The organism is Rhizobium sp. 01N447_2 (assembly GCF_056399245.1).
In genome coordinates this window covers 101,269-123,456 of the sequence record NZ_JBFTQY010000003.1, presented here as the reverse complement: position 1 = coordinate 123,456, position 22,188 = coordinate 101,269, and the positions used below count along the sequence as shown (strand labels likewise).

At 60.1% G+C, this 22,188-nt stretch carries 24 protein-coding genes; 17 read left to right on the top strand and 7 right to left on the bottom strand.

From position 1 onward, the window contains the following. Window positions 1-88 precede the first annotated feature (88 nt). The 3 genes from fliF (at window position 89) to visR (ending at window position 3,728) form a co-directional block, all read left to right on the top strand. Entirely contained in the window at window positions 89-1,780 is a 1,692-nt protein-coding gene (fliF, locus tag AC1ECN_RS03095; protein WP_130671958.1) for a flagellar basal-body MS-ring/collar protein FliF, read from the top strand. A gap of 446 nt (window positions 1,781-2,226) precedes the next feature. Beyond that, window positions 2,227-2,973, top strand: a complete 747-nt coding sequence (visN, locus tag AC1ECN_RS03090) for a transcriptional regulator VisN (protein WP_026238486.1) — start codon at window positions 2,227-2,229, stop codon at window positions 2,971-2,973. 8 nt (window positions 2,974-2,981) lie between these two features. Continuing rightward, on the top strand, window positions 2,982-3,728 hold the full coding sequence (visR, locus tag AC1ECN_RS03085; protein WP_130671959.1) for a transcriptional regulator VisR: 747 nt from the start codon (window positions 2,982-2,984) through the stop codon (window positions 3,726-3,728). A gap of 109 nt (window positions 3,729-3,837) precedes the next feature. On the opposite strand, the gene AC1ECN_RS03080 is transcribed toward visR, so the two are convergent. The 6 genes from AC1ECN_RS03080 to motA all read right to left on the bottom strand — a co-directional run bounded on the left by AC1ECN_RS03080 (window position 3,838) and on the right by motA (window position 9,247). After that, complete coding sequence (locus tag AC1ECN_RS03080; protein WP_018072559.1) at window positions 3,838-4,281, bottom strand: hypothetical protein; 444 nt, start codon at window positions 4,279-4,281, stop codon at window positions 3,838-3,840. 5 nt (window positions 4,282-4,286) lie between these two features. Further along, complete coding sequence (flhB, locus tag AC1ECN_RS03075) at window positions 4,287-5,366, bottom strand: flagellar biosynthesis protein FlhB (RefSeq protein WP_024320945.1); 1,080 nt, start codon at window positions 5,364-5,366, stop codon at window positions 4,287-4,289. 335 nt (window positions 5,367-5,701) lie between these two features. Beyond that, window positions 5,702-6,742 (bottom strand): flagellar motor switch protein FliG, encoded by a 1,041-nt coding sequence (gene fliG, locus AC1ECN_RS03070; protein WP_477952164.1) that lies wholly within the window; start codon window positions 6,740-6,742, stop codon window positions 5,702-5,704. A 28-nt stretch (window positions 6,743-6,770) separates the two neighbouring features. Further along, complete coding sequence (fliN, locus tag AC1ECN_RS03065; protein ID WP_018072561.1) at window positions 6,771-7,358, bottom strand: flagellar motor switch protein FliN; 588 nt, start codon at window positions 7,356-7,358, stop codon at window positions 6,771-6,773. A gap of 65 nt (window positions 7,359-7,423) precedes the next feature. Then, window positions 7,424-8,374, bottom strand: a complete 951-nt coding sequence (locus tag AC1ECN_RS03060) for a FliM/FliN family flagellar motor switch protein (protein ID WP_018072562.1) — start codon at window positions 8,372-8,374, stop codon at window positions 7,424-7,426. Continuing rightward, window positions 8,375-9,247 carry a flagellar motor stator protein MotA gene (gene motA, locus AC1ECN_RS03055; protein ID WP_003556508.1) on the bottom strand — a complete coding sequence of 291 codons (873 nt, stop codon included), beginning with the start codon at window positions 9,245-9,247 and terminating at the stop codon, window positions 8,375-8,377. Between the two features lie 254 nt (window positions 9,248-9,501). On the opposite strand from motA, the gene flgF reads away from it, so the two are divergent. The 13 genes from flgF (at window position 9,502) to fliP (ending at window position 18,555) form a co-directional block, all read left to right on the top strand. Beyond that, entirely contained in the window at window positions 9,502-10,236 is a 735-nt protein-coding gene (flgF, locus tag AC1ECN_RS03050) for a flagellar basal-body rod protein FlgF (protein ID WP_130671960.1), read from the top strand. 119 nt (window positions 10,237-10,355) lie between these two features. Beyond that, window positions 10,356-11,756 (top strand): flagellar protein export ATPase FliI, encoded by a 1,401-nt coding sequence (fliI, locus tag AC1ECN_RS03045; protein ID WP_018072563.1) that lies wholly within the window; start codon window positions 10,356-10,358, stop codon window positions 11,754-11,756. 2 nt (window positions 11,757-11,758) lie between these two features. After that, complete coding sequence (locus AC1ECN_RS03040) at window positions 11,759-12,301, top strand: flagellar protein (protein WP_477952160.1); 543 nt, start codon at window positions 11,759-11,761, stop codon at window positions 12,299-12,301. 166 nt (window positions 12,302-12,467) lie between these two features. Further along, window positions 12,468-12,860, top strand: a complete 393-nt coding sequence (gene flgB / locus AC1ECN_RS03035; protein ID WP_018072565.1) for a flagellar basal body rod protein FlgB — start codon at window positions 12,468-12,470, stop codon at window positions 12,858-12,860. A 4-nt stretch (window positions 12,861-12,864) separates the two neighbouring features. Beyond that, entirely contained in the window at window positions 12,865-13,281 is a 417-nt protein-coding gene (gene flgC, locus AC1ECN_RS03030) for a flagellar basal body rod protein FlgC (protein ID WP_018072566.1), read from the top strand. Window positions 13,282-13,284: 3 nt separating this feature from the next. Next, window positions 13,285-13,626, top strand: coding sequence for a flagellar hook-basal body complex protein FliE (gene fliE / locus AC1ECN_RS03025; RefSeq protein ID WP_018072567.1), 342 nt, complete (start codon window positions 13,285-13,287; stop codon window positions 13,624-13,626). Window positions 13,627-13,645: 19 nt separating this feature from the next. Beyond that, entirely contained in the window at window positions 13,646-14,434 is a 789-nt protein-coding gene (flgG, locus tag AC1ECN_RS03020) for a flagellar basal-body rod protein FlgG (protein WP_018072568.1), read from the top strand. A 15-nt stretch (window positions 14,435-14,449) separates the two neighbouring features. Further along, window positions 14,450-14,932: a flagellar basal body P-ring formation chaperone FlgA gene (gene flgA, locus AC1ECN_RS03015; protein ID WP_018072569.1), complete on the top strand. Its 483-nt coding sequence runs from the start codon at window positions 14,450-14,452 to the stop codon at window positions 14,930-14,932. Further along, window positions 14,929-16,050 carry a flagellar basal body P-ring protein FlgI gene (locus AC1ECN_RS03010; RefSeq protein ID WP_018072570.1) on the top strand — a complete coding sequence of 374 codons (1,122 nt, stop codon included), beginning with the start codon at window positions 14,929-14,931 and terminating at the stop codon, window positions 16,048-16,050. Before flgA ends, AC1ECN_RS03010 begins: the two co-directional genes overlap by 4 nt. Further along, the gene (locus AC1ECN_RS03005) at window positions 16,047-16,589 is read left to right on the top strand and encodes a MotE family protein (protein WP_018493763.1); all 543 of its coding nucleotides are present in this window, start codon (window positions 16,047-16,049) and stop codon (window positions 16,587-16,589) included. Before AC1ECN_RS03010 ends, AC1ECN_RS03005 begins: the two co-directional genes overlap by 4 nt. Then, the gene (flgH, locus tag AC1ECN_RS03000) at window positions 16,586-17,302 is read left to right on the top strand and encodes a flagellar basal body L-ring protein FlgH (RefSeq protein ID WP_018072572.1); all 717 of its coding nucleotides are present in this window, start codon (window positions 16,586-16,588) and stop codon (window positions 17,300-17,302) included. The genes AC1ECN_RS03005 and flgH overlap by 4 nt, the downstream gene beginning before the upstream one ends. Window positions 17,303-17,314: 12 nt before the next feature. Beyond that, on the top strand, window positions 17,315-17,821 hold the full coding sequence (locus AC1ECN_RS02995; protein WP_130660930.1) for a flagellar basal body-associated FliL family protein: 507 nt from the start codon (window positions 17,315-17,317) through the stop codon (window positions 17,819-17,821). Continuing rightward, the gene (fliP, locus tag AC1ECN_RS02990) at window positions 17,818-18,555 is read left to right on the top strand and encodes a flagellar type III secretion system pore protein FliP (protein ID WP_018486393.1); all 738 of its coding nucleotides are present in this window, start codon (window positions 17,818-17,820) and stop codon (window positions 18,553-18,555) included. The genes AC1ECN_RS02995 and fliP overlap by 4 nt, the downstream gene beginning before the upstream one ends. Window positions 18,556-18,636: 81 nt before the next feature. On the opposite strand, the gene AC1ECN_RS02985 is transcribed toward fliP, so the two are convergent. After that, the gene (locus AC1ECN_RS02985) at window positions 18,637-20,610 is read right to left on the bottom strand and encodes an O-linked N-acetylglucosamine transferase, SPINDLY family protein (RefSeq protein WP_018072575.1); all 1,974 of its coding nucleotides are present in this window, start codon (window positions 20,608-20,610) and stop codon (window positions 18,637-18,639) included. 430 nt (window positions 20,611-21,040) lie between these two features. On the opposite strand from AC1ECN_RS02985, the gene AC1ECN_RS02980 reads away from it, so the two are divergent. Continuing rightward, on the top strand, window positions 21,041-21,946 hold the full coding sequence (locus AC1ECN_RS02980; RefSeq protein WP_018072576.1) for a flagellin N-terminal helical domain-containing protein: 906 nt from the start codon (window positions 21,041-21,043) through the stop codon (window positions 21,944-21,946). The last annotated feature ends 242 nt before the right edge of the window (window positions 21,947-22,188 follow it).

The following is a 22,188-nucleotide window of genomic DNA, read 5'->3' as shown; positions in this document are numbered from 1 at the left end:
TCACGAAACGCTCGCACAAGTTTCGCCGACTATTCGTCAGATGAGGCAATAAGCCTGCTTTGTCTTTGACGGATCGTGCGAGAACAGAATGAATCTGTTAAATCAATTAGTTCAGATATTTAAGAACTTCGGCGCCTTGGGCCGAACGCGCCTGATGATTCTTGGAGGCGTCGGTGCCGTCTCCATCGCAATCGTCCTTGCGGCCGCCCTTTTCGTCAACAAGCCGGCACAGGAAACGCTCTACGTCGGTCTGGACTCGCCGGATCTCAACCAGATCAGCATGGCGCTTGCCGAAGCCAACGTCGATTTCCAGGTCGGCACGGACGGCTCCAGCATCAGCGTTCCCGCGGGGATGACGGGCAAGGCCCGGCTGATGCTTGCCGAGCGCGGCCTACCGAACAGCGCCAACGCCGGTTACGAACTCTTCGACAATGTCGGCTCCCTCGGCCTGACCTCCTTCATGCAGGAGGTGACGCGGGTTCGCGCTCTGGAAGGCGAAATCGCCCGCACCATCCAGTCGATCTCGGGTATAACGGCCGCACGCGTCCATATCGTCATGCCGGAGGTCGGAAACTTCCGGAAGGCGGAGCAGAAACCGACTGCCTCCGTCATGATTCGCGCCAGCGCCACAACTGGACGCAGCGCAGCGACCTCGATCCGCCACCTCGTCGCCTCGGCCGTGCCGGGGCTTGACGTCGATGACGTGACCATCCTCGATTCCGCCGGCCAGCTGCTCGCTTCCGGCGACGAGGCGAGCAACAGCTCGCTGAATCGTTCGCTCAACATCGTCCAGAACGTTCAGCAGGAAGTCGAATCCAACATCGACAAGGCGCTGGCACCCTTCCTCGGCATGGACAACTTCCGCTCCAGCGTCACCGCCGATCTCAACACCGACGCCCAGCAGATCCAGGAAACGACCTACGATCCAGAATCCAAGGTCGAACGTTCGGTCCGCTCGACGAAGGAAGCCCAGCAGTCGCAGCAGAAGCAGTCCGATAGCGCGACGACGGTCGAGCAGAACATTCCGCAGGCGGCCCCTGAGGCCGGCGGTTCCGCCGGGCCTGAATCGCAGGACAAATCCGACAAGCGCGAAGAGCAGACCAACTACGAAATCAACAGCAAGACGACGGCGACGACCCGCAACAGCTACAAGGTCGAGAAGCTTTCGATCGCCGTGGTGGTCAACAAGGGCCGCATCGCCAAGATGGTCGGAGAACCCGCCGACCAGACCAAGGTCGATGCCTATCTTGCCGAAATGCAGAAGATCGTCGCTTCGGCGTCCGGCATCGACGCCAAGCGCGGCGACGTCGTCACCGTCACGGCCATGGACTTCCTCGAGAACCAGCTGCTCGAAGACGCCACCAGTGGTGTCCGCGTCATGGACATGCTGAGCCGCAACCTTGCCGGCATCATCAACTCGCTCGCCTTTGTCGCGGTCGCCTTCGTGGTCGTCTGGATGGGCCTGCGGCCTCTGGTGCGCAGCGTCAGCGGTAACGGCAGCTCTACGGCTTTCGGCGACGCCACGCCGGAAGCGGCCGGCCTCGAGCTTCCGGACTTCGCGCCTGCATCAGGAGCTGCCGGGGGCGCTCTCATGGACGGCTTCGGGTCCGATTTCGGCTTCGACAGTACCGAGGACCTGCTCAGTCTCGGCGACGACGATGGAAACTTCAATCGGCGCGTCAAGGAAGGCCCGGAACGCAAGCTTTCCCGGATGGTCGAGATCAACGAGGAACGCGCCGCGAAAATCCTCAGGAAATGGGCGATCGACGACGCAGCGTAAAGGAAAGGCCGGGCAACCGGCCTTTTTTACGTTGGTACCGAAGCTTGATTCCCTAACCGCGCATTGCTGAAAAGCCGTGACGGGAGCTGCGAGAGACTAGGCACGACAATCAGGGCCTGGAATTCGAATAAGACGATAGACCCGAGCACCGAAATGCGGCTGTAGGGAGAAATGATGAGATCGACTCGCGTAAAACGCGAAGCAAGTTGCGATACCGCCAGAATCACCTTAGCCTCCCTATATCTTGAAGGCTGGAACGGGTGATCGAATCAGTGCATTGGCGACAGCGAAAGTAAATCCCTAGAAGTCGGAGATGGTGATTTGCATCGGCTGGCTTACCCTTAGGTGATTCGAAATGGGATTCGAGCGGGACTTGAATTGAATCCCTTACAGAAAAATTGCTGTTGCACCGAGTTCGATCGTTTCTCAGCCGCAGGACATTGCCAATGGATATGAATGTAATTCAGGCGAGCAAAGGCGAGAGGCAGATGGCGAATTTCGCGAGTGCGGTGGTGCCGGATCTGTTGCCACGCGATGAGCTGCTCCATCGCCTCCACGGTGTCGCTAGCACCGGCAGGTTGCAGTCTGGCTTGCGCGCATTGACGGACTACGTGGGTGCTTCGCACTACCTTCTGGCGCGCTGCGATCTCCTCCAGGAAAGTGGCCTTGATTTCATCGTCTCGTCGGACTGGCCCTTCGACCTGGTCAGGGATATCGCCAATGATCTGGTCCGCGGTTATGCCCGCTCGACCGAGTTGGAAAAATGCATGCAGGTTTTCCAGCCGAATTTTGCTCTTCTGCCTGACAGTGCCGAAGTTCCGGACGGCGCCAGCCGCCAATATTGTTCGGTGACCTTCAACGTCGGCCGATCGCGGCTGGCTCTCATGTTCCTGTTCGGCGAGGGGTTCATCCTTTCACCGGAGCGCCTGCGCGATGTTGGCCTGCTTGCAGGTTATGTCGCGAGCTTCCTTCGCTGCGGTGGTACGAAGGTCGATCGCGATTTCGAATTGACCGACCGCGAGCTGGAATGCCTGTTCTGGATCGCTGAGGGCAAGACCAGCGACGAGATCGCGATGATCCTCGGAATCTCTCGCAATACCATCAACAACTACATCACCAGCGTGATGCGCAAGACGGCGACCAAGACCCGGTCCGAGGCCATTGCCTTCGCCGTCCGCAATAATCTCGTATAGGGGGATCTATGGGGTATCCATCAGGCAGGACCATGAGCAGTGCTGAGCAACTGCGCATGGTGCGTGTGAGCAGGATTTCCAGCCGGTCCGATCTTTTTCCGCGGCTGATCGCGATGCAGAAGCTCGCCGATGCGCAAGGGTTCGCAATCTTCCGCGTCAGCGGCTCGGGCATTCCGGCAAAGCAGCGGCTTGTCTGCGAGCTCGAGAACTGGGGGTCTTCCAATGCCGGTTTCGGCAAGGCCTTCACGGATGCTTATGGCGATATTCTTCTCGACCATATCGACAAATCGCTGCTGCCGCTGTCATGGGCCGGCGGTTACGACCGTGCGGCACCCGGTCCGGCGGACTTCGCGCCGTTCATGACGCGGCTGCAGGACGGTATTCTGCCTTTCTCCGGCCTTGCCTTTCCGGTGCGGCTCGGCGCCGTCGGCAATGGTTTCATCCTTTTCACCGGCGATGAGCTCGATCCCTCGAGCGATACCATCGTCGAGCTGCACGGTCGCTGCTGCCATATCATGATGGATCTGCTCTCGCTCGACGAACGCCGCTCGGCTGCCGCCGAGGCGCTCAGCGAGCGCGAGATCGCCTGTCTGCAGCTTGCCGGCGACGGCCGCATCAGCGAAGAGATCGCCGACAAGCTCGGCCTGTCCGTGCACACCGTGAACGCCTATCTCGGTTCGGCGACCGTCAAGCTCGATTCCGTCAACCGTATTCAGGCGATCGCCAAGGCGATCCGGCTCGGCTATATCAGCTGAACGCGCGCGTAGGGTCCGTTACATCGCCGCGCGTCTTTACAGACGCGCAACGCTGCAACGCTTTACTTGCAGTCCAAAGCGAATGAAAGCGCGATTCCCTTGAAGAAAGTCAGCCGGCCAGCGCCTGAGGCGGCTGGTTCACGCTGTAGCGCGCTTCCCGAAGGCTCTTTTTGAGGAAGATGGTGTTCTCGTCGGGATCGGCCGAGGGATCCTGGAAAGCGATATGATTGATCTCGATGCCGGCGTGGTCTTCGGCAAGGGTGAGCTGTGCGTAGACGGTGACGCCGCGTGGCTTGATTTCCAGATCGAGAACGACTTCGGGCTTGCCGCCCCATTCCAGAGTATAATTGCCGCCCAGGCCGAAATTCACCGTGCCTGGATGAAAGAAAAGCTCCGCCGCCGAAGCGACGAGATCGGAAAGGTTGCCGTAATACTCGAAGCGCAGCAGTGAAATAAGGTCAGAAGCATCCAGAAGGCGCAGTTCAGTGGCGACCGGGCTGATCGCGTCTGCGAGGATCTTTTCACGCTGGGTAGAGTGAGGGCATTTTTTCATTCGGCTTATCTGACCCGTTTGTTCTTGGCGTCTGCAGCGTAGACCCGGTGGATGAGCTCCGCAACCGCCTTATAGAAGACTGACGGGATGACACTATCGATCGAGACTTGCGCAAACATGGAGCGCGCAAGGGGCGGATCTTCGAACACCGGTATGCCGTTCTTCTCGGCGATCTCCCTGATTTTGAGCGCGATGAGGTCCTGACCCTTGGCCAGCACCACCGGCGCGTCGTTCTCTTCACGCGCGTAACGCAGCGCCACCGCATAGTGCGTCGGGTTGGCAATGACCAGCGTTGCACGGTGCACGTTGGCGATCATGCGCCGGCGTGCCCGGTCGCGCATCAGCGAGCGCTGCCGGCTCTTGACGAAGGGGTCGCCCTGCGCCTGCTTGTTTTCTTCCTTTATCTCGTGCCGCGTCATCTTCAGCTCGGTGAACCAGTGATGGCGCGTCCAGAAAAGATCGGCGATTGCAACGATCGCAGTGGCGATCAGCATGACGATGATGATCTTGCGCATCGCCGCCATCATGCGCACGAGAATTGTCTGCGGATCGGAGAACATCGCGTCGATCGAGCTGAAATATTCGCTCCTGAGCACGAAGAACAGGATCACCCCGACGATGACCACCTTGAACAGCGATTTGCCGAATTCGACGAGGCCGGGCAAGCTGAAGAGCCGCGACCAGCCTTTGATCGGCGAGATACGCGAGGCCTGCGGGCGGATGCGTTCGAGCACCGGTGTCGGCAGGTTCTGGAAGACGGAGGAGGCAACGCCGAACACCATAAACAGGATGAACGCGGGCGCCAGCAGGGCCGCACTTGCCCAGCCGAGCCGCCCGAACAGGGCCAGGACATCCGGCCCCGTCTCGATCTTCCATTGGTCGGGCTGTTCGAAGATGTCGCGCAGCGTTTCACTCATGCGTCCGACGCTGTCGGGAAGGAAGAATACGAGGTAAATGAAGGTAGCGAGGATCGTCGCAAAGATCGAAAGTTCGCGCGAAAACGGCACGTTGCCCTTTTCCGCGGCATCGGTTTGCTTTTTCGCGGTTGGGGCTTCTGTTTTGCTGTCCTTGTCATCGTCTGCCAAGTCGCGGCCCTCCGTCAAAGAAATAGGCCGCAGCTAATGCATGTCGCCCAAAAACGTGCAGCGGCTTTGGGATGACGACACGCATCAAACAAAGACCTAAAGCGCGTCGCACGAACCGAGTTCTATGCGACGCGCTTTAGAGCGCAGCCTGTTGCGGGAAGGGTAGCCGCCTGTGGCACGGCGATCAACAGCGGCCTTTCGGCATGCCGGATTTGTCAACAGTCTCGAAGAGCCAAAGCATGTCGCGCAAAAGTGTGCAGCGGTTTTGCGACAACGACATGCGTAAAATAGAGACCTAAAGCGTGAGGAGCGAATCTGAAAGATCGCGACGCGCTTTAGGCGGCCGCCGAAGCGTCGCCTTCCTTTTCCTTGAGCTCGATCTGGCCGGAATTGGCCAGGCGAATCGCTTCCTGTGCCACGGCGCGGCGGGCAATCGCGATCTCGCGCGGATTGACGCCGCCCATGCCGCTCTGCAGATCCGATTCGATCATGCGGCGCTGGCGTGGGCTGATGGCGGAGAGAACCGATTCGCGGATCTCGGGCGGCGACCCACGCAGCGCGACGGTGAGCACATCCGTCGAGATGTCGTTGAGCAGCATGACGCGGCTGCGCTGCGGCATGTACATGAGGTCCTCGAACAGGAAGATCTTCGGGCGAACCTTGTTGACCGACTCGCGGCTGATCGATTCGAGGGAGGTGAGCAGCGTGTCGACCTGCGGCTTGTCGAGTTCGTTCATCAGATCGGCGACCTTCGTCGAACCGGCCGYATTGCGCTCTGCCTCGACCTCGGCAAGCAGCGTCATGACCTGGTTTTCGATGATCTGCGCAGCCTTCGGGCTGACCGCCTTCATGTTGACCGTTCTGTTCATGATGTCGGCGCGGCGGTTGTCGGGTAGCTGCAGCAGCACCTTGGCGCCGAAGGAGGAGGGCATCATCGAAAGAATATAGGCGACGGTCTGCGGATGTTCGCGCAGTAGGAACTGTGCGACGAATGTCGGCTCCGCCTCGCTGAGGCGATCCCAGATCGAAGTTTCGTAGGCCTGGAATGCCGTGCGGCGGCCGAGCAGGCTGTCGACCTCGTCGGGCGTCAGGCCTTCTTCCAGAATGGCCTCGATCGCCTTGGCATTGTCCATCAGTCCGGCGCCCTCGGTGAAGAGGTCTTCGAATTCGGAGACGAGCAACAGCAGCTCGTCCGGCGGAATGGCGCGCAGCGACTGGGCGGAAGAGATAATGGTCTGCAGTTCGGCCTGGGTGAAATATTTCAACAGCCGGCCGGCGACTCCCTTTCCCATAGCGAGAAGAACAGCCGCTGCCTTTTCAGCCTGGGTCAACGGTTTCCCGGCTAGCGCGCCGCCGAAATCGTCAAAGTCCATCATGGTCTAACCTCTCCGTCCCACACAGGGATCAGGCTTTTTTCGTACTCAAAACTTCTATCAGTTTCACACCGAATCGCGTGTCGTCGTTATCAAGCACCGTAATCTCGCCGCGGGCAATCCTGCGGCCATTCACCATGATCTCGACCGGTTCGCCGATCTTCTTGTCGAGGGCGATCGTTGCCCCTTCATTGAGGTTCATCAGGCCGGAGACCTGCATCCGGCTGGTGCCGAGCATGATCTGGACGTCGATCGGGATGTCCATGATCAGGTCGAAGTTGGAATTCAAAGCGCTGCCGAGCGGGGCCGGCGACGCCTCGAAGGAGGAGCTGCTGCCGAAATCCATGCCGGCAGCCGGGCTGGCATCGCCGCCGCCGAAGTCGCCGCCGAAATCGTCGCTGCCAAAGGGGGTTTCCGAAGTCTCGCCGCCAAAGGCCGCCAGGTCCGTTCCTGCTGCGAAGGGGTCGCTCTGCAGGTCGCCGCCAAACTGCGACAGGTCGCCGTCGGCATCCTGCTTCAGCACGCCGCGCAGATCRTCGATCGCCTGGTCGAGATCGGCTTCGCTGCCCGGAAGATCCTGGGAGAGGTCACTGTTCTGCTGTGTTTTCTTCGTAGCCATGAAATCACTATTCCAGTTGAAACTTGCCTCAAACTGCCTTTGCAGCCCAAAAGCCAGAGAACCGATTAATTCATTAAATGACGGATGAGTTCGTCATCCGAGTTCATCGTATCCTTGACGCGGACCATGTAATTTTCGCCTGAACGCCCGAACTCGCACACATACAATTCCTTGCTGTTGGCGCTGACCTCGACGCGCACATCGCCGTGATCGCGGAACGGAATGACGTCGCCGACCATCAGCTTCGATATTGTCCGCAGCGTCAAGTCCTGCAGCCTGATCTTGGCCTCGAGCGTGACATGTGAGCGGCGGACCTGGTCGCCGAGCTGTTCGGTCCATTCCGCTGAGTTGCTGCTGGCCTGGCGTTTCGGCTTCGGCGGCGTCACCTTGGTCTTGAGCAGAGCCGTCTGCGGAACGATCAACGAAAATTCCGAAACGATGCCGGCAAGCGTGATCGACATGTTGATGGCGGCCGCGAATTCATCCGGACGATCCTCCTGCGGCCGGGCGCGCATGTCATGGGCGTGCGGGGCCGAAAGGCTCGGTTCGAAACCGCCCGGCGCGTTGACGGCCGAGCGCAGCACCTTGGCGATCTTGTCGAAGACCATGACCGCCAGATCGAGCTCGATGATCGACAGCAGCCGGTCGGCCGGTTCCTCGATCGTATCGGCTGTGGCGCCGAGCAGATGCTCCATCAGCGTGATGACGAAGCCGTTGCCGCAGGCAAGCGTAATGTTCTGCGACCAGTTGCGCAGCGTCGCGTCGACGAGTGTGACGTTCGCGCTCAGGTCTTCGATGAGGTGGTTCTTGTAGCCAATCTCGCAGCCGAGATAATTGACCGTCACGTCGAGGCCGGTCTCGCTTTTGATGACGTCGGGAAAGAATTCGCTGTAGATTTCCCCGAAGGAGCTGCAGATCTTGGCGACTCTGCCTCTGTCGCCAAGCCCGCCTGTCAGCTTGGCGAGGAGGGCAGGATCCATTGCCGGTTTATCATGCGAAGCATTGCTCATAGTCATTTAAGCCGCCTTGTTTTCGCCACCTGGGTTCATCATTTCCTGCTCGACCGCATCGATGGACGGACGCTCGTAAGCCGAGATCGTCTTGCGGCCGTATTCGAGCGCGACCTGCGGCACCGAGCCGTTCATATAGGCAAGCAGCGTCTGCTTGACGATGACGTAGAGGCGGTGCTGCTTGTTGCGCACGACCTTGATCTGGGAGACCAGCGGCGAGCAGACGCAGTAGGACAAGAGAATGCCGAGGAAGGTGCCGACGAGCGCCGAGCCGATCAGGTGGCCGAGCACTTCGGGCGAATCGTTGATGTGGGCCATCGCCTTGATGACGCCGAGAACCGCCGCAACGATGCCGATCGCCGGGAAGGAATCGCTCATGATCTGGATCGAGTGGTAGGGCTTCATCTTGTCGTGCATGATGGTGTTGAGCTCTTCGTCCATCAGCGCCTCGATCTCGTGGCTGCGGGCGTTGCCGATGATGATCAGGCGTACGTAGTCGCAGATGAACGCCGTCAGCTCCTTGTTCTTCAGAACCGTCGGAGCCGACTGGAAGATCGTCGATTCGGCCGGATTGTCGATATGGGCTTCGATTTCGTTTCGCGACTTGGTGCGCAGGTCGCGCATCAGCGAATAGAGCACGCCGAGCGTGTCGAGATAGTTGCGCTCCTTCGGCACGGCGTGCCTGAAGGCTTCGCTGAGCGCCTTGCCGGAATCCTTCACCACCTTCATCGGGTTCGCCATGATGAAGCTGCCGAGGCCGGCGCCGCCGATGATGAGGAATTCGAAGGGCTGGAACAGCGCGTCTACTTCGCCGCCCATCGCCATGAAGCTGCCGACGATACAGCCGCAAGTCACTATAAATCCGATAATGATATTCATCGTCAGCCCAATCTGAACGTTGCTTTTCTTTGAGACGGATAGGGTTTCTGCCTTGCGTGAGGCTGATGAAAGGCCCGATCGCAAGGCATTTCCGCGTGCCAGCTTCGCGCAAGCATCTGCCGTCAGTCTAAAGGAGACGAATGGGTGCCCGCACCCGTTTCTGAGATGCCGCCTCAGCGAAATCCCGGCCGAACCACATCAGACGACGCCCGGCTTTTCGTCCCGTTCATCGCCAATGCTTGGAGCTTACCGACATGCAATCCGGTCTTTATGTTTCTCTGTCGTCGCAGATGGCCCTCGAAAAGCGTCTGAACACCATCGCAGACAACATGGCGAACGTGAATACGACCGGTTTTCGCGCCACTGAGGTGAAGTTCGACGAGATGGTGGCGAATACCAAGAACAAGCTGAACACCAAGGTCGCCTTCGTTTCCCAGGGCAACGACTATCTGAACGAGGGAAACGGCGAACTGCAGCACACCGGCAACATGCTCGATTTCGCCATCAAGGGTGATGCCTGGTTTTCGCTCGATACGCCGGCCGGCCGCGTGGTGACGAGGGATGGCCGCTTCACGATCAAGGAAACCGGCGAACTTGTTTCGATCCGGGGATATCCGGTTCTTGATGCTGGCGGTGCCCCGATCCAGCTCAACACCAAAGGGGGCGAGCCCGCCGTCGGCACCGACGGCATCATCTATCAGGGCGGTCGCCAGGTCGGCTCCCTCGGCCTGTTTGAGGCCGATATCAGCAAGGGTTACCTACGCTACGAAAACAGCGGCATCATGACCACCGACCAGCCGCGCGCCGTCGTCGACCGCTTCAATGTCGGTGTCGAGCAGGGTTATCTCGAAAACTCCAACGTCAACGCCATGCGTGAGATCACCCAGCTGATCGAAGTCAACCGCGCCTTCGAAAGCGTCTCGTCGCTGATGCGCGACAGCGAAGATTCCTTCAAGGAAGCCGTCCAGACACTTGGGGGCAGCCGCTAATGAATGTCGCCCAAAAGTGTCCGGCGGTTTTGGGAGGACGACATGCACAAGAACAAAGACCAAAAATACGTTGCATCCAGCAAGCTGCACGCGACGTATCTTAGGGCGAAAGTTGAAGCATGAGCACCACGCTACTGTCTGAGGACGGCCTTTCCCCGAAGCTGGCGCATCTGGCTGGCCTCGTCGACCGATACGCATCGCCGGAGTTTGCGGTTGCCCATGGCGGTCGCGTGCAGACCATCGCCGCCGGCCACTACACGGTTCACGGTCTCTCCCGCCATGTTCGTCTCGGCGAGTTCGTGGCCCATAAATCCGCGACCGGCATCCATCTCGGCGAAGTTGTGCGCGTCGAACCGGAACTGATCTATGTCTGCCCGATCGAACCCGGCGAGCCGATCGGCATCCACGATACCGTGATCCGCAAAGGCGCCTTCCGCATTTCTCCGTCGGACAGCTGGTGCGGGCGCACCGTCAACTCGCTCGGCGAGCCGATCGACGGGCTGGGTCCGATCACCGAGGGGCTCGATCGCCGCTCGATCTCCAATACCGCGCCGCCCTCGATGACCCGCAAGCGTGTCGAGACTGGCTTCAAGACCGGCGTGCGCGCGATCGACATCTTCTCGCCGCTCTGCCTCGGGCAGCGCCTCGGCATCTTCGCCGGCTCCGGTGTTGGCAAGTCGACACTTCTGTCCATGCTCGCCCGCGCCGATGCTTTCGACAAGGTTGTCATTGCGCTCGTCGGCGAACGCGGCCGCGAGGTGCGCGAATTCATCGAGGATACGCTCGGCAGCAATATGAGGAAGGCGATCGCCGTCGTCGCAACCAGCGATGAGAGCCCGATGCTGCGCAAGATGGCGCCGCTGACGGCCGTCACCATCGCCGAACATTTCCGCGACAAGGGCGAGAACGTTCTCTTCATCGTCGACAGTGTCACGCGTTTCGCCCATGCGATCCGCGAGGTGGCGACCGCCTCCGGCGAGCCGCCGATCGCGCGCGGCTATCCCGCTTCCGTCTTCACCGAGCTGCCGCGCTTGCTGGAACGCGCCGGCCCCGGCCCCGAGGGCACCGGCACCATCACGGCGATCATCTCGATCCTTGTCGACGGCGACAATCACAACGACCCGATTGCCGATTCGACGCGCGGCATCCTCGACGGTCATATTGTCCTGCAGCGCAGTCTCGCCGAAGAAGGGCGTTATCCTCCGATCGATCCGCTCGCCTCGATCTCGCGTCTTGCCCGCAAGGCCTGGACGCCGGATCAGGAAAAGCTGGTGTCGCGGCTGAAGGTGCTGATCCATCGTTTCGAAGAGACGCGCGACCTGCGCATGATCGGCGGTTACCGCCAGGGTGCCGACCCCGATCTCGACATGGCGATCAAGCAGGTGCCGATCATTTACGACGTTCTGAAACAGTCTCCGGGCGATCGCGACTCGCTCGATGCCTTCGCCGATCTCGCCGGCGCGCTCAAGGCCGCAGCCGGTATGGGCAATCAGGGCGCACCCATTCAGAGGAGAGGCTAGACGTGGCTGAATTCGACGACGAACGCATCGCTTCCCTGAAGCAGCGCAGGAAAACCGTCATCCTGGATCGGCTGCTGACCTTCAGCGGCCTGGCGCTCGCCGGCGCCTCCGCTTTTTTCCCCTGGTACGTATTCTTCAACGCGGACAAGTTCGGCATCAACGTTGCCACCAGCAGCAATTCGYGCGAACTGCCGGATTGGCCGGCCCGCAACGTCTTCAGCGTCTCGCCGCTTGCCATGGTCAACAAGAACGAGGGAGACAAGAAGGCCCCGCCGATCGATCCGCTGACGACCGCAACGGTGTCTGATCTCGGCAAGGAGCGCGATGGCGGCCCCATATTGGAGGAACAGCCCTTCCCCGGGAAGTCTTCTTTTCGCCTGCTGCACGTCTCCAACGGCCGGGCGCTGATCGAGGATCCCTCCGGCATGTATGTGGTGCGCGTCGGCTCGATCCTGCCCGACGAGAGCCGCCTTGCGACACTCGAGCAGCGCGACGGCAAATGGGTGATCGTCACCTCCAAGGGCGAGACCTACCAGAACAACTGAATCTGTCCGCAAAGCCAGGCAACAGGGGCTCCGCCGCGAACCGGCCGGAGCCCCTGTTCTTTTGATCGCGGCGGCGTTCGCAGAAAAGCGTCTCGAAGCCTGAATTCCCGTAAGTCCCACGCAAGATTACCGCACTAGGTTCGGGACAGTAAAAACGGAGAGTTTCATGCAACCAATCCAACTTTTCGACTTGGCTTCGCGACAGGCGGAATGGCTGACGATCCGTCAGCAGGTTGTTGCCGGCAACATCGCGAATGCCAATACCCCGAAGTTCCACGCCAAGGACGTCACGCCCTTTGACGCTGTGCTCGACAAGTCCGACATCGCCATGGCGCGCACCAATCCGGCGCATCTCAGCGGTAACGATTTCAGCAACAGCGGCGATATCGACGTCAAGGAGGCCGCACTCGACCAGGAAATCGGCGTCCAGGAATCCGGCAATACGGTCGGTTTGGCCGAGGAGCTTTCCAAGTCGGGCGATATCAAGCGCCAGTACGATCTGAACACCTCGCTGGTCAGTTCCTTCAATCGCATGATGTTGATGACCGTCAGAAGGTAAAGTCATGGATCCGCTTTCAGCAGCAATGAAAATCGCCGGTTCCGGGCTCGAGGCGCAGTCGACGCGGTTACGCATCGTCTCGGAAAACATCGCCAACGCCCGCTCGACCGGCGACACGCCCGGCGCCGATCCCTATCGCCGCAAGACGATCACCTTCGGCCAGCAGATGGATCGCACCAACGACGTAGAGACCGTCGGCGTCAAGAAGGTCGGCGTCGACGAAGGCGATTTCAGCACTGAATTCGATCCCAGCAATCCGGCTGCGGACAAGAAGGGTGTCGTCAAACTGCCGAACGTCAACATCCTGGTCGAGATGGCCGACATGCGCGAAGCCAATCGCTCGTATGACGCCAATCTGCAGACCATCAAACAGACCCGCGATCTCATCTCCTCCACGATCGACCTCCTGAAGAGCCAATAATCAATGATCAGCAGCGTCCAGAATGTCAGCAACCTGTCGATGACCCGTGCGCTTGGCGCCGTCGACACCGAAAATTCCGCCTCGTCCTCTGTCGCCACCATGCCGGGCACCGCAGGTGCGGCCAATGGCATGAGCTTCGCCTCTATCATGGGCAACATGGCGAGCGATGCGGTCAACAGCCTGAAGGGTGCGGAAAGCATGTCCTTTGCCGGTATCAAGGGCACAGCGACGACGCGTGAAGTCGTCGATTCCATGCTCCAGGCCGAGCAGACGCTGCAGACCGCGATTGCCATCCGCGACAAGGTCGTCTCGGCCTTTCTCGAAGTCACCAAGATGCAGATGTAACTGATTTGAGGACGAACACATGAGAGCGCTCGCCATCGCAGCAACGGGTATGGATGCCCAGCAGACCAATCTGGAAGTCATCGCGAACAATATCGCGAACATCAATACGACGGGTTTCAAGCGCGCCCGCGCCGAATTCTCGGATCTTCTCTACCAGACCGAACGTGCCAAGGGTGTCGCCAACCGCGCCAACCAGGCCGTCGTTCCGGAAGGTGCCAATATCGGCCTCGGCGTCCAGACCTCGGCGGTCCGCAACCTGCATCTCCAGGGCGAACTGACCCAGACCGGCAACGATCTCGACGTGGCGCTGATCGGCAAGGGCTTCTTCCAGATCCAGTCGACCGACGGTACGACGCTTTACAGCCGCGCCGGCGCCTTCAACAAGAACGACCAGGGCCAGCTCGTCACCATCGATGGTTATGAGGTCCTTCCCGGCATCACTATTCCGACGGGCTCGACCGAGCTGACGATCAGCCGCTCCGGCCAGGTTTCAGCCAAGCTGCCGGGTGCGACGGATGCGACCGTACTCGGTCAGTTGACGCTTGCCGACTTCGTCAACGAGGCGGGTCTCCAGCCACTCGGCGACAATCTCTTCCAGGAAACGCCGGCCTCCGGCGAAGCCGTCATCGGCAATCCCGATGAGGAAGGTTTCGCTTACATGAAGCAGGGCTATCTGGAATCTTCGAACGTCGACCCGGTGAAGGAAATCACCGAGCTGATCTCGGCCCAGCGCGCTTACGAAATGAATTCCAAGGTGATCACCACCGCTGATGAAATGGCCTCCATCGTCAGCAAGAACCTGAAGTAAGGGAAGGGCCGAAACATGATGTTTTGCCGGGCAGGACACATCTCAGGATGGGTGGCGGCAGCCACGATCGCAGTCGCGGGCATTATCTTGCCCGCGTCGGCGGATGCCGGCATGGGTTATGCCGTCGTCCCGACCACGATCATCTACCCAGGCGACACATTGTCGGCCAGCCAGCTCCAGGAGGTCGAGGTCACCAACCCCAACCTCGCCGGCGATTATGCCAAATCCGTTTCGCAGGTCGAAGGTATGGTTTCCAAGCGCACGCTGTTGCCGGGCCGCACGATCTCGGTCTCGGCCCTGCGCGAGGCCTATACGGTAACCCGTGGCTCTTCGATTCGCCTGGTCTTCTCGCTCGGCGCGATGACGATTTCCGCCGCCGGCACGCCRCTCGAAGACGGCGCGACCGGGCAGGTCGTCCGCGCCCGCAATATGGATTCCGGCGTCATCGTCAGCGGCACGGTGCTTGCGGACGGCACGGTCCATGTGAGGGCAAAATGAAATTGTTCTTCCGTTTCGTCACTCTTGTCGCGGTTCTCGCCATGAGTTTGGCTGATGTCGGGCCCGCCTGGGCGCTGACCTCCCGCATCAAGGACATCGCCTCCCTTCAGGCCGGCCGCGATAACCAGTTGATCGGTTATGGACTCATTGTCGGCCTCCAGGGGACCGGCGACGGCTTCCGGTCCTCGCCCTTCACTGAACAGTCGATGCGCGCGATGCTGCAGAATCTCGGCATCTCGACGCAGGGCGGCCAATCCAACGCCAAGAACACGGCGGCCGTGATGGTCACCGCCAACCTGCCCCCTTTCGCAAGCCCCGGCAGCCGTATCGACGTGACGGTGAGCTCGCTCGGTGATGCGACGTCGCTGCGCGGCGGCACGCTCGTCATGACCTCACTTTCCGGCGCCGACGGCCAAATCTATGCAGTCGCGCAGGGTGCCGCCATCGTTTCCGGTTTTCAGGCGCAGGGCCAGGCGGCGACCGTGACCGAAGGCGTCACCACTGCCGGCCGCGTGCCCGGCGGTGCGATTATCGAGCGGGAACTGCCGTCCCGCTTCAAGGACTCTGTCAATCTCGTCCTGCAGCTGCGCAACCCCGACTTCTCGACGGCGATCCGTATCGCCGACATCGTCAACGGTTATGCCTCGGCGCGCTTCGGCGGCCCGGTTGCCGAAGCCAAGGATTCGCAGGAAGTCGTGATCCAGAAGCCGCGCACGGCCGATCTCACCCGGCTGATGGCCGATATCGAAAATCTCATCGTCGAGACCGATACGCCGGCCAAGGTGGTCATCAACGAACGCACTGGAACGATCGTCATCGGCTCGGATGTCCGCGTCTCGCCGGTTGCCGTCAGCTACGGCACGCTCACGGTTCAGGTCACCGAAACGCCGCAGATCATCCAGCCCGAACCCTTCTCGCAAGGCCGGACTGCCGTCCAGCCGCAGACCGATATTGCCGCCGAGCAGACTGGTGGGCGTGTCGCGATCATCGACGGCCCCGACCTCAGGACCCTCGTCGCTGGCCTCAACAATATCGGCGTGAAACCGGATGGCATCATCGCCATTCTCCAGGGCATCAAGTCGGCAGGCGCCCTGCAGGCGGAGCTTGTGCTGCAATGATTGATATCATCAACCGTGACATGACGGTCCTGCAACTGCTGCGCCGGTTGGCGCTGCCGGCCGCGGGCCTCGTCCTTCTGTCGATCCCCGGCGCCTTCGCGCAGGAACATGCGCCGGCGGGCGACATCACCTCCCAGGACGAGATCAAGCAGTTCTGCACCAACATTGCCGATCCCGCCCGCGACCAGCGTTACCTCTTGCAGAAGCAGGAACTGGAAAAGCTTCGCGCCGATATTGACGCCCGCATGGCGGAAATGGACAAGCGCAAGACCGAATACCAGGACTGGCTGAAGCGGCGCGATGATTTCCTGAAGCAGGCGGAAGCCGGCCTCACCGAGATCTACAGGAAGATGAAACCGGATGCGGCCGCACTTCAGCTGCAGGACATGAAGATCGAGGTGGCCTCCGCCGTGATCATGCGGCTCGGCCCGCGGCAGTCGAGCCTCATCCTCAACGAGATGGACCCGCAAAAGGCCGCGGTCATCGCCAGCGTCATCGCCAGTGCGTCCGATCCCAATACGTCGAAGGATCCTTCATGAATATGCGTTTCCCGGCCGCGATCGCCGCCCTCGCAATCCTTGCAGGTTGCCAGTCTCCGACGGCAGTCAGCGAGATCGGCCGTGCGCCCGCCATGAGCCCGATCGGCAGCGGCCTCGCCTATGGCCAGACCCCGCAGATGGCGCTCTATCCGAAGCAGCCGCGCGCCGTGGCGCAGGGCTATTCGCTGTGGAGCGATTCGCAGGCCGCCCTCTTCAAGGACGCGCGCGCGCTCAACGTCGGCGACATCCTGACCGTCGATATCCAGATCAACGACAAGGCCTCCTTCGACAACGAGACCAACCGCAGCCGCACGAATTCGAGCGGCATGAACTGGGACGTCAACGCCCAGATCTTCGGCTGGACGCCCGAGTCCAAGACCGACCTGACCTATGGTTCCGACACCAGCACCGACGGCAAGGGCAAGATCGAGCGCACCGACAAGCTCACCCTTCTGGTCGCCGCCGTCGTCACCGGCATTCTCGAAAACGGCAACCTCGTCATATCGGGCTCGCAGGAAGTCCGGCTGAACCAGGAACTGCGCATCCTGAACGTCGCCGGTATCGTTCGTCCGCAGGACGTCAATGCCGAAAACCAGATCTCCTATGACAAGATCGCCGAAGCCCGCATCTCCTACGGTGGCCGCGGCCGCCTGATGGAAGTGCAGCAGCCTCCGCGCGGCCAGCAGGCCGTCGATCTTTTCTCGCCGCTTTGAGGCTGAACGACGATGGCAGAGCAAGACGCAAGCGCAGGTCAATCGAAGAAGAAATCCGGCTCGCTGATGACGATCATCGGCATCGCCGTCCTGACCCTGCTCGGCGCCGGCGGCGGCTGGGCGGTCGGCACGATCGTCGCGCCCAACATCAAGGGCGCCAAGGAGATCGAGCAGGCCAAGGATGCCGAGGCCAAGAAGAAGGCCGAGGAAGGTCTGGCGCGCATCTCGACCGAGGCCAACAACGTCGTCCAGCTTGAACCAATCACGTCGAACCTCGCTTACCCCTCGGAAAACTGGGTCCGACTCGAAGTCGCGCTGCTGTTCAACGGGCCGCCGGATGTCAAGGTTTCCGAGGATATTCATCAGGATATCCTAGCCTATATCAGAACCGTTTCCCTTCAGCAGATCGAGGGGCCGCGCGGCTTTCAATATCTCAAGGATGACATACAGGAACGTGTTGACCTTCGCTCGCAAGGGCGGGTATCGAAGGTCATGTTCAGGACATTTGTCATCGAATGATTCGATTCATAGTTTTCCTTGCCGCCATCATGGCGGTACCGGAACTGGCGGTGGCACAGCAGCTTCCGACTGACTTGTTGAACGTGCCGGTCGATGGCTCCGTCGCCGCCTGGATCATCCGCACATTCGGCCTGCTAACCATTCTTTCGGTCGCGCCGGGCATCCTGATCATGGTGACGAGCTTCCCGCGCTTCATCATCGCCTTCTCGATCCTGCGCTCAGGGATGGGCCTCTCCTCGACGCCTTCCAACATGATCCTTTTGTCGCTGTCGCTGTTCATGACCTTCTACGTCATGTCGCCGACCTTCGATCAGGCCTGGCAGAACGGCGTGCAGCCGCTGCTTGCCAATCAGATCAACGAGACCGAGGCCGTCCAGCGTATCGCCGAACCCTTCCGCACCTTCATGGCGGCGAATACCCGCGACAAGGATCTGGCGCTCTTCGTCGATCTGGCGCGTGAACGCGGACAGAATATCCAGACGACGGATCCGATCGACTATCGCGTGCTGATCCCGGCCTTCATGATTTCCGAAATTCGCCGCGGCTTCGAGATCGGCTTCCTCGTCGTGCTTCCGTTCCTCGTCATCGACCTCATCGTTGCCACAATCACCATGGCCATGGGCATGATGATGCTGCCGCCGACCTCGATCTCGCTGCCTTTCAAGATTCTCTTCTTCGTGCTGATCGACGGCTGGAACCTGCTGGTCGGCAGCCTAGTGCGTTCGTTCAACTGACCGGCTGCCGCCGCTTGATATTGGCCAATGAGAAACCCGCCGGATCGCTCCGGCGGGTTCTTTCATGCGGATCAAAAAGCCTCACTCGGCTGCGAACGGCGCCGTGCGCGGCGGCAGCGCCGGGATGTCCATGTGATCGGGTGCGAGACCCTGCTTGGAACGCTCGGCCATGATTTCATAGGCCTGCTCCAGATGGTCGCAGAACCGTTCGGCGTCGAAGAGCGGCGCGATATAGCGCTTCTCCTTGAGATGCGCCTTGTACTCAGCGATCCGTCCGGGATTTTCAGCCAGTTCGACAGCCATGTCCTCATAGGCCCGCAGGTCGTCTGCGACGAGATCGGGCAGGTCTATGGCCCTGAGCAGGCTCTCGCTGACGCGTGACGCGAAATTGGTACCCTTGACGGTCAGGACCGGCAGGCCGCCCCAGAGCTGCTCCGAGGTGGTCGTGTGGCCGTTGACGGGGAAGGTATCGATGCCGAGGTCGGCCGCCTGCTGGCGGTCGATGTGCTGTTCATAGGGCGCACGCGGGCAGAAGATGATCCGCTTGGGCGAAATGCCCGCCGCCTGGAATTGCTTCAGCAGGTTTGCCTGGTTGCGCGGCGTGTTCGCCATCAGCCAGAGCACGCTGTTTGGGGCGCGCTTCAGGATACGGCACCAGCTGCCGATCGTCTCCGGCGTGATCTTGCGGTTACCGTTGAAGGACGCGAAGATGAAGGCGTCTTCCGGCAGGCCGAGTTGCTCGCGGGTGACAGGACGCGGCTTCGGACGATGCATCGGGTCGTTCGGCTGGTAGCTCTCCGGCAGCCGGCAGAACTTCTCATGGTAGAAGGGCTTGGCCACCTCGGGCAGGACGAAATGGTCGCCGATGACGTAGTCGAGGTCGACATTGACCGTGCTGCCGGGAAAACCGAGCCAGCCGACATGCACCGGTGCGAGCGGCAGGTTGAAGGCCGTCGCGCGACTGCCCGAAGTGTGGCCCTTCAGGTCGACCATGATGTCGATATTGTGCTCGCGCACCACTTCCAGCACCGCCTGATCGGAGAAGCCATGAACGGTGACGATCCGGCCCCAGCGGCTGCGGTCGATCGTGTTGTGCTTGAGGTATTCCGGGCCTGTATGGCAGAAGAGCGTCACCTCGAACCGGTCCTTGTCGTGCAGTTCGAGGATGCGCTGCAAGAGCTTCATCGTTGCGTGGCGATCCCAGAAGTCTGATGACATGTAGCCGATCCGGATCTTGTCCGACCAACTGTGCGGCTGGTTGCGGCGGAAGGCCACCCGTTCCTGGTTGAGGGGGGTGGTGCCGATCGTCGCATACCGGTTGAAGTCTTCGTTGCCGCACCAGTGCAGATGATAGAACGGGTTGTCCTTGCGCAGGATCTCGATATCGCCCTTTGCAAGGGCCGCGTCGATCACCGCCTGATGCTTGCTCGCCTCTTCGAACTCATTGAATTCGCGAGCGAAAACCAGATGCAGAAAGCGGAATGCGAGATTGCCGGGAAACCGCTTGAAGATGTTGCGCGCGAGGTTCTGGTTGGTTGCGTCGTTCAGATCGTCGCTCAGCAGCAGGGCCGCCAGGCGCATATGATCGGGATTGGCACTCTGCGACAGCACCGTCTTGAACGGGCGGATGATATCCCGCTGCTGGCGCTTCAAATAGATCGCGGTGATGATGAAGGCGAGCTCCGCGTCTTCCTGCGCTTTGGTGAGGTTTCGCATGGCGATCAGCAGAGCATCGTCCTCATTGCCGGTCTCGTAATGCAGCTTGGCAGCCTGTTTCTGGTATTCGTAGGAATTCGGTCCTTCGCAGTTGCCGGCCAGGCCATAGGCTTTTGCGGCATCGGCCTTGAAGCCGAGCTGCACGAGGTTCTTGGCCAGCAGCGCATAGGTCTTGGCGTCCGGCTGGATATCCATCAACTGGTTGAGCGTCGCCAAGGACTGTGTGTAGCGGCCCATCTGGTAATCCTTGGATGCCGCAGAGAACGAAACTTTGCTGTTCAAAACCCAACTCCGTGAAGGAAATATTCTGGCATGGCTGTCGATCGCCGAAGCGCGCATGGACCGTCCTCCCCAAAACGAGGTCAGTCCGATGATGCTATACCGGCATCTGCCATACTGGCATTCGAAGCTTGCTTGAAACCGGTGGCGCGATGAGTGCCTGCTTTGTCCAGAAAGCCTCGACTGTCCCAGGAAAGCGCCGCTTCCGCCGGTAAAATTCGCTTTTACCGCTCGAATTCGGATGCCAAAAATTATCTTCAGCAGGCATTAACTAAGCCTTGTGAGAAGGCATTAACTATGCCCTGTGAGGAGCCGGCCGAGGGTCTGTATTTTTAAGGAGTTGGCAAGCATTGGCTGCGAGATTGCCCTGGACATGACGGGTTTGGGCCAAACAAAACAGGCGCCGAGTAGCATGAAGCTGGTCCGTCATCGCCGGTACTATAGTCCGGTATGTCCTCCTTTTTGTATCTAGTTTCCAGGGGACAGACTTATGACAAGCATTAACACGAATTCTTCCGCAATGGCCGCTCTCCAGACGCTGCGTAGCGTCAACCAGAACCTGAACAACACGCAGAACCACGTTTCTTCTGGTTACCGTGTTGAAAAGGCTTCGGACAACGCTGCTTACTGGTCGATCGCAACGACCATGCGTTCGGACAACAAGGCTCTCTCGGCCGTCTCCGACGCTCTCGGCGTAGGCGCCGCCAAGGTCGACACTGCTTACACCGCCATGGACAGCGCCATCGACGTCGTCGGCGACATCAAGGCGAAGCTCGTTGCCGCCACTGAAAACGGCGTCGACAAGGCCAAGGTCCAAGAAGAAATCGGTCAGCTGCAGCAGCAGCTCCTGAGCATCGCTCAGTCGGCTTCCTTCAATGGTGAAAACTGGGTTGCCGGCGCTGACGGCACCAAGAGCGTCGTCTCCTCGTTCGTCCGTGACGGCTCCAACGCCGTTTCGATCACCACGACCGACTATGTTCTCGACAGCGGCTCTGCAGGCAACGTTCTGTTCGGCATGAGCGGCGGCTCGGTCGAAACCTCCACGGGTATCCTCGGCACTTCGAGTGGTGCGACCGGTTCGATCTACGCGATGGACATCACCAGCTTTACGTCCGGCCAGATCCAGTCGGCTCTGACCAACGTTGAAGCAGCTCTGAAGTCCATGACCAGCGCCGGCGCTGCTCTCGGCTCGCTCTCCAGCCGCATCGACGCCCAGGACGACTTCGTCTCGGCTCTCAGCGACTCGATCGACTCCGGTGTCGGCCGTCTCGTCGACGCCAACATGGAAGAAGAGTCCTCCAAGCTCAGCGCCCTGCAGACCCAGCAGCAGCTGGCGATCCAGTCGCTGTCGATCGCGAACTCCTCTTCGCAGAACATCCTGTCGCTCTTCCGCTAAGACCGGTCGGCACAAGGTTTCCAAGTCTCGCGGCCGGGTCATCCCCGGCCGCGAAATATTTTAATATAAGGTTAATGACAATCCTTCTAACCATCAGATATTTTTAAGTAATTTCCAATTCGAATTCAGCTTTCCTTAACCATCTTGGTGTTTTCTAGGCCCATCGAAACGGCGAGTTAACCTTAACAGAAATGGTTAACAGGCATGATGCTGATCGCTGTGGGCCGGCCGAAAATCCGGAA